General features: G+C 74.4%; 13 protein-coding genes. 8 read left to right on the forward strand and 5 right to left on the reverse strand.

Annotated features, from left to right (window positions below; all coding sequences use genetic code 11):
* Positions 1-123: 123 nt before the first annotated feature.
* Positions 124-759 (reverse strand): hypothetical protein, encoded by a 636-nt coding sequence (locus BM142_RS22545; RefSeq protein WP_092203514.1) that lies wholly within the window; start codon positions 757-759, stop codon positions 124-126.
* A gap of 243 nt (positions 760-1,002) precedes the next feature.
* Between BM142_RS22545 and ald the strand changes: the two genes are divergently transcribed.
* From ald to scpB, 6 genes are all read left to right on the forward strand, one after another.
* Positions 1,003-2,118, forward strand: coding sequence for an alanine dehydrogenase (ald, locus tag BM142_RS22550; RefSeq protein WP_092203516.1), 1,116 nt, complete (start codon positions 1,003-1,005; stop codon positions 2,116-2,118).
* Positions 2,119-2,237: 119 nt separating this feature from the next.
* On the forward strand, positions 2,238-3,152 hold the full coding sequence (gene xerD / locus BM142_RS22555; protein ID WP_254791167.1) for a site-specific tyrosine recombinase XerD: 915 nt from the start codon (positions 2,238-2,240) through the stop codon (positions 3,150-3,152).
* Between the two features lie 214 nt (positions 3,153-3,366).
* Positions 3,367-4,269 carry a ParA family protein gene (locus BM142_RS22560; protein WP_092203518.1) on the forward strand — a complete coding sequence of 301 codons (903 nt, stop codon included), beginning with the start codon at positions 3,367-3,369 and terminating at the stop codon, positions 4,267-4,269.
* 76 nt (positions 4,270-4,345) lie between these two features.
* Positions 4,346-4,846 carry a hypothetical protein gene (locus BM142_RS22565; protein ID WP_092203520.1) on the forward strand — a complete coding sequence of 167 codons (501 nt, stop codon included), beginning with the start codon at positions 4,346-4,348 and terminating at the stop codon, positions 4,844-4,846.
* 25 nt (positions 4,847-4,871) lie between these two features.
* The gene (locus BM142_RS22570; RefSeq protein WP_092203522.1) at positions 4,872-5,762 is read left to right on the forward strand and encodes a segregation and condensation protein A; all 891 of its coding nucleotides are present in this window, start codon (positions 4,872-4,874) and stop codon (positions 5,760-5,762) included.
* On the forward strand, positions 5,759-6,655 hold the full coding sequence (gene scpB / locus BM142_RS22575; protein WP_254791168.1) for an SMC-Scp complex subunit ScpB: 897 nt from the start codon (positions 5,759-5,761) through the stop codon (positions 6,653-6,655). Before BM142_RS22570 ends, scpB begins: the two co-directional genes overlap by 4 nt.
* 1 nt (position 6,656) lies before the next feature.
* On the opposite strand, the gene BM142_RS22580 is transcribed toward scpB, so the two are convergent.
* Entirely contained in the window at positions 6,657-7,472 is an 816-nt protein-coding gene (locus BM142_RS22580; protein WP_092203524.1) for an alpha/beta fold hydrolase, read from the reverse strand.
* Positions 7,473-7,481: 9 nt separating this feature from the next.
* Positions 7,482-7,871, reverse strand: coding sequence for a hypothetical protein (locus BM142_RS24770; RefSeq protein WP_092203526.1), 390 nt, complete (start codon positions 7,869-7,871; stop codon positions 7,482-7,484).
* Positions 7,872-7,977: 106 nt separating this feature from the next.
* Here BM142_RS24770 and BM142_RS22590 point away from each other — a divergent pair, with 106 nt between their 5' ends.
* Entirely contained in the window at positions 7,978-8,835 is an 858-nt protein-coding gene (locus BM142_RS22590) for a pseudouridine synthase (RefSeq protein WP_175527413.1), read from the forward strand.
* Between the two features lie 50 nt (positions 8,836-8,885).
* On the opposite strand, the gene BM142_RS22595 is transcribed toward BM142_RS22590, so the two are convergent.
* Positions 8,886-11,282, reverse strand: coding sequence for a beta-xylosidase/alpha-l-arabinosidase (locus tag BM142_RS22595; RefSeq protein ID WP_254791169.1), 2,397 nt, complete (start codon positions 11,280-11,282; stop codon positions 8,886-8,888).
* Between the two features lie 29 nt (positions 11,283-11,311).
* Positions 11,312-12,313, reverse strand: a complete 1,002-nt coding sequence (locus BM142_RS22600) for a LacI family DNA-binding transcriptional regulator (RefSeq protein ID WP_092203528.1) — start codon at positions 12,311-12,313, stop codon at positions 11,312-11,314.
* Between the two features lie 272 nt (positions 12,314-12,585).
* On the opposite strand from BM142_RS22600, the gene BM142_RS22605 reads away from it, so the two are divergent.
* Positions 12,586-13,902, forward strand: a complete 1,317-nt coding sequence (locus tag BM142_RS22605) for an ABC transporter substrate-binding protein (RefSeq protein ID WP_092203568.1) — start codon at positions 12,586-12,588, stop codon at positions 13,900-13,902.
* Positions 13,903-13,961: the final 59 nt, after the last annotated feature.

Consider the following 13,961-nt stretch of genomic DNA (forward strand, 5'->3'; position numbering starts at 1 on the left):
AGCGCTCCAGCTAGCGATCAGCTGATCGGACTGCTCGGCTGGGGGTGTGAGCTAGAGGGCATGTGATCGGTCAGCGTTGGGGCGCCTGGCCGTTGCACGAGCGATCCCTCGGCTGGGCTGTCGTCAGGAGCCGCATTTAGCTCGCGTGGGCCCGTCGCCGGGAAGCCGTAGGCCGAGCCGGTGCAGCTCCACGGCCGCCAGTGCACGCACGGCGGCCGGGTCGCCGGCGTGCCAGGCCGCCCCCGTGCCGGCCGGTAGCGCGGCGAGCCGGGGGAGTGGCGCGGTGGCGAGCGCCCGGGCCGCGAGCAGGTGCAGGTCGGGTGTCCCGTCCAGCAGCGTCCGCGCGGCGGTCGCCTCCTGCACCCAGCCCAGTCGCCACGGCAGCCAGCGCAGCAGCGCCCAGCCGACCGGCAGGGCCACCAGGACGACGGCCAGGACCGCGGCGAGCGTGCCGACGGCGTCCTGCGCGGCCTGCCCGGCGCCCGACACCGACGCCCCCGCGTCGGCCAGGGCGTCGAAGGGCGCGGAGAGCTCGTCGCCCACCAGCGGCACGTCCCGGGCGGCGCCCGACGCCGACCCCATGTTCCCGGCCACCGACCGGCCCAGGTCCTCGACCGCCAGGCCCGGCGCGGCGAGCACGAGCACCGCGCCGTGGACCGCGCGGGCGACCAGGACCCAGAGGAGCACCCAGGCCAGCAGGCCGGCGTCGGCAGCCACCTGGCGGGTGCGCTGGGCCGGCGGGTGCGCGTAGAGCTGCATCGCTGCATCCTCGGTCGCGGGCGTCCAGCGCGCAGCGAGGCGGCGGGTCACGGCCCCACCGGGACACCGGCTGCCCCTGTCGCGACCGGGACCCCGATTCGCGGAATCGGCGGGCACGGGCCGGGGAGAACGGGTCCGCGTGCCTAGACTCCGGCCGAGGCGTGCCCCGACCGGGCCGCCCACGCCGCGGGACGGTCCCGTCACCCTCGGGTGGCCGCACCCGCCACGGACAGGGAGTCGAGCATGCGGGTCGGGGTCCCCCGAGAGGTCAAGAACCGCGAGTACCGGGTGGCGCTCACCCCGGCCGGCGTCACGGAACTCGTGCGCGGCGGGCACGAGGTGCTCGTCGAACGCGGCGCGGGGGAGGGGTCCTCCATCCCCGACGCCGACTTCGTGGCCGCCGGTGCGCAGCTCCGGGCCACCGCCGACGACGTCTGGGGCGAGGCGGACCTGCTGCTCAAGGTGAAAGAACCCGTCGCCGAGGAGTACGGCCGCATGCGGGCCGACCAGACGCTGTTCACCTACCTGCACCTGGCCGCCTCGCGGGAGTGCACCGACGCCCTCGTCGCCTCCGGCACCACCGCGATCGCCTACGAGACCGTGCAGGGGGCCGACGGCGCGCTGCCGCTGCTGGCCCCGATGTCCGAGGTCGCCGGCCGGATGGCGCCGCAGGTGGGCGCGCACAGCCTCGAGCGGGCCCACGGCGGCCGCGGCATCCTGCTCGGCGGGGTGTCCGGGGTCTACGCCGGCAAGGTCGTCGTGATCGGCGCCGGTGTCTCCGGCATGAACGCCGCCGCCATCGCCCTGGGCATGCAGGCCGAGGTCATCGTCCTGGACCGCGACATGGAGAAGCTGCGCGCCGCGGACCGCATCTACCGGGGGCACCTGCAGACCGTCGCCTCCAACGCCTACGAGCTGGAACGGGCGGTGCTCGACGCCGACCTGGTGATCGGTGCGGTGCTGGTCCCCGGCGCCAAGGCACCCACGCTGATCAGCAACGAGCTGGTGTCGCGGATGAAGCCTGGGTCGGTCCTGGTCGACATCGCCGTGGACCAGGGCGGCTGCTTCGAGGACACCCGGCCGACGACGCACGACGAGCCGACGTACCGGGTGCACGACTCGGTCTTCTACTGCGTGGCGAACATGCCCGGCGCCGTCCCCAACACCTCCACCCACGCCCTGACCAACGTGACGCTGCCCTACGTCATGGCGCTGGCCGACGAGGGGACCCCGGCCGCCGTCGGCAACCATCCGGGCCTGGCCCACGGCGTCAACGTCGTCGCGGGGCAGGTGGTGCTGCCGGAGGTCGCGGAGGCCCACGGGATGACGGCCGTCCCGCTCCGGGAGGTCCTGCCCTGACGACAGCGACGGGAGCATCGCAGCGAGGAACGAGCGAGGAGCGGACCGGCGCGCGGAGTCGGGGCGGGGAGAAGAGCCTGACGAGCACCCTGGACGCCGGGCCCGGCATCGACCGGGTCGTGACGGGCTACCTGGACCACCTCACCGTCGAGCGCGGGCTGGCGGCCAACACCATCGCCTCCTACCGGCGGGACCTGCGCCGGTACGCCGACTACCTGGCCGCCGCCGGCGTCCGCGGGCTGGGCGAGATCGCCGAGTCCGACGTCTCCGGCTTCCTGTCCGCCCTGCGCCGGGGCGACGACGACCACCCGCCCCTGTCGGCGACCTCGGCGGCCCGGGCGGTGGTCGCCGTCCGGGGGCTGCACCGGTTCGCGCTGCTGGACGGGATCGTGGCCGACGACGTGGCGCACGAGGTGCGGCCCCCGACCCCGGCGCGACGACTGCCCAAGGCGATCCCGGTCGAGTCGGTGGAGGCCCTGATCGGGGCGGCGGGCGCCCTGGAGGGGCCGCGGGGGCTGCGCGACCGCGCCCTGCTGGAGGTGCTCTACGGCACCGGCGCCCGCATCTCCGAGGCCGTGGGGATGGCCGTCGACGACCTCGATCGCGCGCAGGCGTCGGTCCGGCTGGCGGGCAAGGGCGGCAAGGAGCGCGTCGTCCCCGTCGGCAGCTACGCGCTGCGGGCGGTCGAGGACTACCTGGTGCGGGCCCGTCCGGCCCTCGCGGCCGAGGGGCGCGGCGGGGTCCGGGGTGGTGCGCTGTTCCTCAACGCGCGGGGCGGTCCGCTCTCCCGGCAGAGCGCCTGGGCGATCCTGCGGACGGCCGCCGAACGCGCCGGGCTGGATTCTGCGACGGTCTCGCCGCACACGCTGCGGCACTCCTTCGCGACCCACCTGCTCGACGGCGGGGCCGACGTCCGCGTGGTCCAGGAGCTGCTCGGCCATGCCTCGGTGACGACCACGCAGGTGTACACGCTGGTGACCGTGGACCGCCTCCGCGAGGTGTACGCCACGAGCCATCCGAGGGCCCTGACCTGACACGTCCGCCGGGCCCGGATTGGCAGGTTCTGGACCCGGTTCGGCTTGAGCGGTCACACGCGTAGTCAGTAATCGCCATGTCGACAAGTGGTCCGGCGTGCCTACGGAGGAACCTTCGCCACCCTTCGTAGCGTCTTCATCACCCGAGCGGGCAGGACGGCTGACCGCACCCGGATCGACCGGGATCGGGCACGAGGTGGAGGCAACAAGACCCATGGCTATCCGAGCGGACGCGGCCTCTGCCGTCGCGCGCCCGCACGACAGCGGCCCCGAGATGGGGGCGATCTCCCGGCAGGACCCGGCCAAGGCGCGCCAGCGCCCCCTGCCGGATCCCAAGCCCCTCACGGAGCACGGGCCCGCCCGGATCGTCGCGATGTGCAACCAGAAGGGCGGCGTCGGCAAGACGACGTCGACCATCAACCTGGGCGCCGCGCTGACCGAGTTCGGCCGGCGCGTGCTGCTCATCGACCTGGACCCGCAGGGTGCCCTGTCGGTCGGGCTGGGCATCCCCGCCCAGACCATGGACCGGACGATCTACAACGCCCTGATGGAGCGGAAGACCACGCTGGCCGACGTGCGCGTGCCGACCGACATCCCGGGGCTGGACCTGGTGCCCAGCAACATCGACCTCTCCGCGGCCGAGGTGCAACTGGTCAGCGAGGTCGCCCGGGAGCAGACGCTGCTGCGGGTGCTCGCCGACGTGCGCGACGACTACGACTACATCCTGATCGACTGCCAGCCCTCCCTGGGGCTGCTGACGGTCAACGCGCTCACCGCCGCCCAGGGGGTGATCATCCCGCTGGAGTGCGAGTTCTTCTCCCTCCGCGGCGTGGCCCTGCTGGTGGACACGATCGACAAGGTCAAGGAGCGGCTGAACCCGTCGCTGGAGATCTCCGGGATCCTCGCGACCATGTACGACTCGCGGACCGTGCACTGCCGCGAGGTCTTCAGCCGGGTCGTCGAGGCCTTCGACGACGTGGTCTTCCAGACCGTCATCCAGCGCACCGTGCGGTTCCCGGAGACCACGGTCGCCGGCCAGCCGATCACCACGTGGGCCCCCACGTCGTCGGGCGCCGCGGCGTACCGCGACCTCGCCAAGGAGGTGCTTGCTCTGTGATCGAGCTCGCGAGATCACTCATGGGTGCAGCGACTCCCGTCGGTCAGTCGACGAGCGCCGGCGAGCAGGTGTCGGCATGACACGTCGACCGGTCCTGCCCGGGGCGTCGGAGCTGTTCCGCCGCACCGACTCCGCTCCCGCGGCCCCCGAGGTGACCGAGCTCCCGAGCCTCAGCTCGACCGTCAGCTCCCCGTCGCTGCGGGGCGCCGCCCGGCAGGCCGAGGAGGTGCCCGGTACGCCCCTCACGCTCGTCCCGGGTGGCGCCACCACCCAGGGCGACGAGCTCGCCGGCTTCCGCGGCGCACCCTCGCCGGCCCCGACGCTGCAGCCGCACGTCCCCACCCGGGGGCGGCCGGTCCGCCGGACCGAGCGGGCCAAGCACGACGAGAAGATCACCGTCTACATCTCCGCCGACGAGCTGCTCGCCCTCGAGACGGCGCGGCTGACCCTGCGTGGGCAGCACGGCCTGGCCGCCGACCGCGGCCGGATCGTCCGCGAGGCGATCTCGGTCCTGCTGGCCGACCTCGGCGAGCGGGGCGACGAGTCGGTCCTGGTGCGCCGGCTGAGAGGCCAGTGAGGGCGGGACGCATACCCTCGCGTCCGTGAGCAGCGAGACCGGCGCGGCACCGGAGGCCGCTGTGCCCTCCGGGGCCGCGCCGGCGCGTTTCACCGTCCGGCTCACCAACTTCGAGGGCCCGTTCGACCTGCTGCTGCAGCTGATCGGCAAGCACAAGCTCGACGTCACCGAGATCGCGCTGTCGACGGTCACCGACGAGTTCATCGCCCACCTTCGGGCCCTGGGTGACCAGCTCGACCTCGACCAGGCCAGCGAGTTCCTGGTCGTGGCCTCCACGCTCCTCGACCTCAAGGCCGCCCGTCTCCTGCCGGCCGCCGACGTCGACGACGAGGAGGACCTGGAGCTGCTGGAGGCGCGCGACCTGCTGTTCGCCCGGCTGCTGCAGTACAAGGCCTACAAGCAGGCGGCCCGCTTCCTGCGGGAGCGGGAGGCCGAGGCCGCGCACCGCCACCCGCGGTCGGCCGCGCTGGAGCCGAGGTTCGCCGACCTGGTGCCCGAGGTGGTCCTCGACCTGAGCTCCGTGCAGTTCGCGGCCCTGGCCGCACGGGTGCTCACGCCGAAGGCACCGGAGCTGGTGAGCGTCTCGCACCTGCACGCCCCGCCGGTGAGCGTCGCCGAGCAGCTGCTGGCGGTCCGCAACCACCTGGTGCGCGCGGGGACGGCGACCTTCCGGGCGCTCACCGCCGACTGCGGGCACACCCTCGAGGTGGTGGCACGCTTCCTCGCGCTGCTGGAGCTCTACCGGCAGCAGCGGGTCGTGTTCGAGCAGCTGACCCCGCTCGGGGAACTGCACGTGCGCTGGACCGGGGGCACCGTCCCGGCCGACGGCGGCCATGACGACGGCCAGGACGACGGCGCGGGCACCGGCGTCGGGGATGCTGACCGGGGACCGGACGTGGACGAGGAGTACGGGTGACCAGCGAGGAGGGACCGGTGGACCAGGACGTCCCGGAGGGCGGCGGTCCCCGCCAGGAGCCGGCGCCGATCTCGTGGGAGGCGCTGGCCGCGGAGCTGGCCGCCACCCGGGAGCTGGCGCAGGACCGGGGGGAGGAGGACCCGACCGCCTGGGACGCCGTCGCCGCGGAGCTGGCCGCGCGGGTCGCCGACCAGCCGGTGGAGACGCCGGAGCCACCCCCGCTGCCGCCGGTGCCGGAGCCGGCAGCAGCCGATCCGGCTCCGCCGCAGGACCCCACACCGGCCGACGTCCGGGTGGGGGAACCTGCGCCCGGTGGACCCGTGGCCGACCAGCCCGAGCTGCTCGACCCCGAGGAGCTGCAGGGCGGGCTCGAGGCGCTGCTGTTCGTCATGGACGACCCGGTGGACGAGGAGACGCTCGCCACCGCGCTGCGCTGCCCCGTCCCGCAGGTCCGGACGGGGCTGGCCGCGCTCGCCGAGGACTACGACCGGCGGCGCTCCGGGCTCCAGCTGCGGCGGGTGGGGGAGGCCTGGCGGCTCTACACCCGCGAGGAGCACGCCCCCGTCGTGGAGCGCTACCTGGTCGACGGCCAGCGCAGCCGGCTGACCCAGGCCGCTCTGGAGACCCTCGCCGTGATCGCCTACCGCCAGCCGGTCACCCGCGCCCGGGTCTCGGCGATCCGCGGCGTCGGGGTGGACGGCGTCATGCGCACCCTGCTCACCCGCGGCCTGGTGCACGAGGTCGGCAGCGACCCCGACAGCGGTGGCGGTCTCTACGCCACCACGCCGCTGTTCCTGGAGCGGCTCGGCCTGGCGAGCCTGGCCGAGCTGCCCGAGCTCGCGCCCTTCCTCCCGGAGACCGCCGCGATGCTCGACGAGCACCCGGACAGCTGACTCACCGCTGCGGCGCGCAGCGGGCCGCGAACGTCGCGATGTCGGCGGCCAGCCGGGCCGGCTGCTCCTCCAGGACCAGGTGCCCGGTGCCGGGGTACTCGATCCACTCGGCGCCGGGGACGGCCGCGACGAGCGCGACGGTCTCGCCCCGCCCCACGAGCTCGTCCCGCCCGCCGCTGACGACCAGGGTCGGGGCGGTGACCGTGCCCGCCTCCGTGGGCGGCCGGGAGGTGGTCAACCCCGCGAAGGTCGCCCGCCAGACGGCGGCCGGCAGCCGGAGCGCATCCTCGACCATGAGGTCGACGTACCAGCCGGGCAGCAGGTCCAGGTCGGTCAGGCCGCCCTGGAACCGCCGCACCCACGCCGGGTCCACCGGATCGCGCAGGGCCTCGACCTCGTCGGCGAACGGCGGCCGGCCGCGCAGGTCCCGCGGGGCGCCGGCCAGCACGAGCCCCGCCACCCGGTCCGGCGCGTCGACGGCGACCTGCTGCGCGACGTAGCCGCCGCTGGAGGCGCCCACCAGCACGGCCGGCGGCAGGTCCAGGGCGTCGAGCAGCGCCACCACGTCCGCCGCGAGGGTGACGACGTCGTAGCCGGCCGGCGGCCGGTCGGCGTCCCCGTGACCGCGGAGGTCGGCTGCGACGACGTGCAGGTGCCCGGGCAGGTGCGGCAGCAGCGCGGCGAAGGAACGGCGGGAGGCGGCCCAGGAGTGCAGCAGCACCAGGGACGGGGCGCCGTCCGGGGCGCCGCGCTGGTCGACGGCGGTCGTGATCCCGGTGGCCAGCCGGAGCCGGCGCCCGCGATGGCCGGGCTGCATGACCCGACGCTAGACCCGGGACCGCGACGCCACGGCGATGATCGCCGAGGAGGCGAGGAACGCCGCGACCCCCAGCCCGAGCGACACCTGGCGGAGGACGTCGGAGGTGGCGTAGGGGTCGAGCAGCAGGAACGCGGCCAGGCAGGCGATCGAGAGGACCGCGAGCGCCGCGGCGACCCGGTCCGGCGTCCGGCTCCCTCCGGGGCGGCCGGTGCGGAGGGAGACCAGCAGGGTGATCGAGGCGCCGGCGCTCACCGGCAGGGCGAGCAGCGCGACGAGGCCGGCACCGATGTCGGCGCCGTCGTCCGGGTCGCCGGTGAGCACGGCCACGAGGAAGAGCAGCCAGAGCAGGGCCGCCACGGCGGCGAGGGCCAGCCCGACGGTGCGTGTCCGGTTCACCGGCCCAGCCTGCCTGCTGCACGCCGGTCCGCCGTGGTGGCCGGGTCACCCGGACGGGAGAGGTGGACGCGGACCCGCGTCCCGGACGGTGGGAGACTGCACGGTGATGAACGCCGTACCCGACGACTCCGACCCGAACGACGAGCGCAGCACCGACGCCGGCGAGGGGTGGTCGGAGGACATGGAACTGGCCCCGGTCCACCCCGGGGACCGCCCGACGGCCGTCCCGGAGGACGAGCGCGAGGGGGAGCGGCTGCAGAAGGTGCTCGCGCGCGCCGGGGTCGGCTCACGGCGGGTCTGCGAGGACATGATCGAGGCCGGCCGGATCAGCGTGAACGGGGCCGTCGTCGGCGTCCAGGGCATGCGGGTCGACCCCGCCCGGGACCGGATCGCCGTCGACGGGGTCCGCATCGAGGTCCGCGACGACCGGGTCACCTACGCGATGAACAAGCCCCCGGGCGTCATCACCGCGATGAGCGACGACCGCAACCGCACCTGCGTCGGGGACATGGTCGGCGACCTGGCCAAGGGACTGGTGCACATCGGCCGGCTGGACCAGGACACCGAGGGGCTGCTGCTGCTCACCAACGACGGGGAGCTCGCCCACCGGCTGGCCCACCCCTCCTACGAGGTCCGCAAGACCTACCTGGCGCAGGTGTCGGGGTCGGTGCCCCGGGACCTCGCCCGCCGGCTCCGGTCGGGGGTCGAGCTGGAGGACGGGCCGGTGAAGGTCGACGCGTTCCGCGTGGTCGACACCCACGCCGGGCAGTCGGTCGTCGAGGTCGTCCTGCACGAGGGGCGCAAGCACATCGTGCGGCGCCTGCTGGCGCACGTCGGCCTGCCGGTCTCCCGGCTGACCCGCACCGCCGTCGGGCCGATCCAGTTGCAGCGGATGCGCTCGGGCTCCATCCGCCGGCTGTCCAAGGAGGAGCTGGGCACGCTGCAGGAGCTCGTCGGCCTCTAGGCCCTCCTGCAGGTGGTCCGCCCCCCGGTGACGGTGCCGGACCGCCCGCGTCAGGCCGGGGTGACCTCCACCGGGGTGGTCAGCACCCGCTCCGGGCCGACCACGCGGTCCGGTCCGGTCAGCCGCACGCAGGCGGACAGCCGCAGGTCCTCGCTGGAGGACCCGACGCGGAACGCCAGCTCGCCGGCCTCGACCACCCGCTGCAGGTCCCGGCCGGTGAACGACGTCCGGTCGGTGTGCACCGAGAAGCGCACCTCCGCCGAGGCGTCGGCGGCCAGGTCCACGCGGGCGAAGCCGATCAGCTGGCGGACCGGCCGGACCACGCTGGCCACCGGGTCCTCCAGGTACAGCTGCACCACCTCCGACCCGGCCCGCCCACCGGTGTTGGCCACCGTGCAGGCGATCTCCAGCCGGCCGTCGGTGGGCACCTCGGCCGGCTGCCCGCCGGCGGGGGCGTCGTCGATCCGCAGGTCGGTGTAGTCGAACCGGGTGTAGCTCAGCCCGTGGCCGAACGGGAAGGCCGGGGTCGGGTCGGCCGAGCTGATGTCGCTGCGCCGGGCGAGCGCGGGCCCCAGGTACGTGGCGGGCGAGCCACCGGGGGTGCGCGGCACCTGCACGGGCAGCCGCCCGGAGGGGTTCACCCGGCCGCTGAGGACCCCGGCGACGGCACCGGCCCCCTCCTCGCCCGGGAAGAACGCCTGCACGACCGCCGCGGCCCGGTCGACGACGGCGCCCAGCGCGTACGGCCGCCCGGTGAGCAGCACCACGACGACCGGCGTCCCGGTCTCCAGCAGGGCCTCCAGCAGATCGGCCTGCGCGCCGGGCAGCCGCAGGTCGTCCGCGTCGCACCCCTCGCCGGAGGTGCCGCGGCCGAAGAGGCCCGCCCGGTCACCGAGCACGGCGAGGCAGACGTCGGCCCCGCGGGCCACCCGGACGGCGTCGGCGATCCCGCTGTGGTCGACCTCCTGCACCGGGCAGCCCGGTGCGGCGTCCACCAGGGCGTCGGGGAACTCGGTCCGGACCGCCTCCAGGACGGTGGCCAGGTCCACGCCCACGGGCATCTCGGGGTGGTGCGCCCCCGCGTGGTTGGGGAAGGCGTAGCAGCCCATCAGGGACAGGACGTCGTCGGCGCACGGGCCCACGACGGCCAGCCGGGCGGGCCGGCTCAGCGGGAGCAGCCCGGACCGGTTGTCCAGCAGGACGACCGACCGCTCGGCGAGCGACCGGGCCAGCTCGCGCATGGCCGGCGGGTCGAGGTCGATCACCCGGCCCTCGCGCAGCGCCGGCGGCTCGGGGTCCCAGCCGGCGTCGAGCAGCCCGAGCTCGCCCTTCTGCAGCAGGACGCGCTCGACGGACCGGTCGAGGACGGACATGGGCACCCGGCCGGAGCGGACGAGGTCGAGCAGGGGCTCGCCGTAGCAGCGGACCGTCGGCAGCTCGACGTCGATCCCGGCGGTCAGCGCGAGCGCCGCGGCCTCGCCGGGTGAGGCAGCCAGCCCCTGCGTGGTCTCCAGGAAGGAGACCGCGAAGTAGTCGGCGACCACGACGCCGTCGAACCCCAGCCGGCCGCGCAGCAGGTCGGTCAGCAGCGCCGGGTCCGCAGCGGGGGCCACCCCGTCGACGGCGGCGTAGGAGTTCATCACCGACCGCGCCCCGCCCTCGCGCAGGGCGGTCTCGAACGGCGGCAGCACGACGTCGGCGAACTCCCGGGGGCCGAGGTGGACCGGTGCGTGGTTGCGGCCGGCGCCGGAGGCGGAGTAGCCGGCGAAGTGCTTCAGCGTGGCGACGATGCCGGCGCCCTCCAGGCCGCGCGTGTAGGCGGCACCCAGGACCGAGACGAGGTAGGGGTCCTCGCCGATGGTCTCCTCGGTCCGGCCCCAGCGGTAGTCGAAGGTGACGTCCAGGACGGGGGAGAGGCCCTGGTGGACCCCGACCGAGCGCATGGAGCGGCCGATGCCGGCCGCCATGGCCTCCACGGTGCCGGGGTCGAAGGAGGCGCCCCACGCCAGCGGGGTGGGGAACACGGTGGCCTGCCAGGCGGCGAAGCCGGTGAGGCACTCCTCGTGCGCGATCGCCGGGATGCCCAGGCGGGAGTTCGCCACCAGGTCGCGCTGGGTCTGGGCCAGCACGCGGGCCCCGGTCTCCGGCTCGACGGGGACCGTGCCGAACATCCGGGTGAGCTGGCCCAGGCCCGGCTTGGTCAGCTCCTCCCAGGGCGGCAGGGGCTCGGCGAAGTCGTGCTGGTTGGGGGCGACCTCGTCGCCGTCCCCGATGGAGGTCCACACCCCGTACAGCTGGGCGACCTTCTCCTCGACGGTCATCGCGTCCAGGAGCGCGCGTACCCGCTCCGGCAGCGGGCGGGCGGGGTCCCGCCAGGGGGCCCCGGCGGCGGGGTCGGCCGGCTCGGAGGGGTGCGGGCTCCGGGGGCTGGCCGCAGGCTCGATCACGGAAGGAACTCCTCGACAGGTGGGAGCGGTCAGCGAGGACGCGCGGTGGAGGCCCGGGGGACCAGGTGGGTGGCGAGCTCGAGGCGCTGGGTGTCGAGCGCGTCGCCGTTGATCAGGCGGTGCAGGATGCGGCCGGCCATGCGGCCCATGTCGGCCAGTGGCTGGCGGACCGTGGTCAGCGGCGGCGAGGACCACCGCGCCATCGGCAGGTCGTCGAACCCGACCACGCTGAGGTCGCCGGGGACGGAGAGCCCGGCCTGGCGGGCGGCCTCCATGACGCCGAAGGCCTGCTCGTCGCTGCCGGCGAAGACGGCGGTCGGGGGGTCGGGCAGCTCGAGCAGGGCGCGCGCCTGATCGTAGCCGCCCTCGTGGTGGAAGTTCCCGTGCCGGACGAGGTCGGGGTCCACGCCGATGCCGGCCCGCTCCAGGGCGGCCCGGTAGCCGTCGATGCGGGCCCGGCTGCACAGGAAGTCCTCCGGCCCGCCGATCACGGCGATCCGGCGGTGCCCCAGTTCCACGAGGTGCTCGGTGGCCGAGAGCCCGCCGGCCCAGTTGGTGGCGCCCACGCTCGGGACGTCCTGCCCCGGCATGTCCACCGGATCGATCACCACGACCGGCAGGTGCGAGCTGCCGAGCCGGCGCTGGTCCGCGGCGGTCAGGTGCGAGGTGACCACGAGGGCACCGCGCCGGCCGCCGTCGATCAGCCCCTGCACCCAGTCGGCCCCGGGGGACCGGGCCAGGGTGGTGACGACGACGTCGAGGCCGCTCTCGGTGACCCCGCGCAGGATCTCGACGGCCCAGGGGCTGTCCAGGGCGGTGAACACGACGTCGACCAGCGGGGTCTCCCGCGCCAGGGTCTTGCGGGCGACCGGGACGTAGTTGTGCTCCTCCAGCAGCTGCTGGACGAGGGCCCGGGTCGCGGGGGAGACGTCCTGACGGCCGTTGACGACCTTGGAGACGGTCGGCAGCGAGACGCCGGCCGCCGCCGCGATGCTGGCCAGGGTCGGCCGACCGAGCTGCTGGGACGCCACCGTCGTCCTCCCCTTCCCGTGAAGTACCGGCCCCCGCGGGCCGGACGTGCCCTGGATCACGCCGAGGGCCGCGTCACGGTATCGAAAGTTTCGGGATTCCGATAGCCCGGCGCGCTGCGGACGATAGGGTCGGCTCCGGCACCGACGTCAACCCCAATCGTTATGTTCCAGGCCACGGGCCCTCGTTGACACCAATGGTGACCCGGCTTACATTCTCGCAACTGCTCGAAACTTTCGGTGTTCAACGACGAGACAGGAAGGTGGCGGTGGGGATGTCCTCCCGGCGTCTGACCCGTTCGGCCTGGCAGGCCGGCGCACTCCTCATGGCAGGCACTCTGGTCGCCTGCGGCTCCTCCGGGCCCAGTGGCGGCGGCGGCGGGGGAGGTGACGGCGGCACCGGTCAGGTGTGGGCACTGGAGGACGGTGCGCTGAACCCGATCGAGGAGGCCTCGATCGAGCGCTTCAACGAGGGCTCCGACGCCGGCGAGCTGGAGCTGGCCACGTTCGGCAACGACCCGTACAAGCAGCGCCTGCGCGTCGCCATCGGCTCGCCCAATGCCCCGGACCTGTTCTTCAACTGGGGCGGCGGCAACCTGAAGGAGTACGTCGACGCCGGTGAGGTCGAGGACCTCACCTCGCTGCTCGACGAGAACCCGGAGCTGCGCGACGCCTTCCTGCCCAGCGTGCTCGCCGGCGCCGAGCTGGACGGCAAGAACTACGGCCTGCCGATGCGCGGCATGCAGCCGGTGATGATGTTCTACAACGACGCGGTCCTCGAGTCCGCCGGCGTGGAGGTGCCCGAGACCTGGGACGACCTGCTCGCCGCGGTCGACGCCCTCAAGGCCGCAGGGGTCACGCCGATCGCACTGGCCGGCACCCAGGCGTGGACCGAGCTGATGTGGATCGAGTACATCCTCGACCGCGTCGGCGGCCCGGAGGTCTTCCAGGCCATCCGGGACGGCGAGGAGGGCGCCTGGGAGGACCCGGCCGTCCTCGAGGCCCTGACGATGCTGCGCGAGCTCATCGACCGCGGCGCGTTCGGCAACGACTTCGCGTCGGTCGGCTACGACGTCGGCGGCGCGTCGACGATCCTGGCCCAGGGCGGTGCGGGGTTCCACCTCATGGGCTCGTGGGAGTACACCAACCAGCTCAACGACAGCCCCGAGTTCGTCGAGGCCGGAGACCTGGGCTGGGCCACGTTCCCGGCGATCGAGGGTGGCGAGGGCGACCCGTCCAACCTCGTGGGCAACGTGTCGAACTTCTACTCGCTCACCAGCTCCTCGGAGAACAAGGAGGCGGCCCGCGAGTACCTGGCGACCGCGCTGACCGACGACGAGTACATCTCCGACCTCATCGCGGCCGGCGACGTGCCGCCGGTGCAGGGTGTCCGGGACCAGCTGGCCGAGACCGAGAACGGTGACTACGCGACGTTCATCTACGACGCGACGGTCGACGCGGACAACTTCCAGCTGTCCTGGGACCAGGACCTGCCGGCCGACGAGGCCACCGAGATGTTGACCCAGCTGGAGCAGCTGTTCCTCGGCAACCAGACGCCGCAGGGCTTCGTCGACGCGATGTCGGCCCTCTGACCGGCATCGGCTAGTACGGCATGCACGGCGCAGCGCAGCAGACCAGGACAGGGGCAGCA

The organism is Blastococcus tunisiensis (assembly GCF_900112815.1).
Classification (GTDB): Bacteria; Actinomycetota; Actinomycetes; order Mycobacteriales; family Geodermatophilaceae; genus Blastococcus_B; species Blastococcus_B tunisiensis.

What these genes read in the sequence shown, in the direction of transcription:
- BM142_RS22545 (WP_092203514.1), bottom strand. Translation starts at nt 759, where the DNA reads ATGCAGCTCTACGCGCACCCGCCGGCCCAGCGCACCCGCCAGGTGGCT.
- ald (WP_092203516.1), top strand. Translation starts at nt 1,003, where the DNA reads ATGCGGGTCGGGGTCCCCCGAGAGGTCAAGAACCGCGAGTACCGGGTG.
- BM142_RS22560 (WP_092203518.1), top strand. Translation starts at nt 3,367, where the DNA reads ATGGCTATCCGAGCGGACGCGGCCTCTGCCGTCGCGCGCCCGCACGAC.
- BM142_RS22565 (WP_092203520.1), top strand. Translation starts at nt 4,346, where the DNA reads ATGACACGTCGACCGGTCCTGCCCGGGGCGTCGGAGCTGTTCCGCCGC.
- BM142_RS22580 (WP_092203524.1), bottom strand. Translation starts at nt 7,472, where the DNA reads ATGCAGCCCGGCCATCGCGGGCGCCGGCTCCGGCTGGCCACCGGGATC.
- BM142_RS22590 (WP_175527413.1), top strand. Translation starts at nt 7,978, where the DNA reads ATGAACGCCGTACCCGACGACTCCGACCCGAACGACGAGCGCAGCACC.
- BM142_RS22605 (WP_092203568.1), top strand. Translation starts at nt 12,586, where the DNA reads ATGTCCTCCCGGCGTCTGACCCGTTCGGCCTGGCAGGCCGGCGCACTC.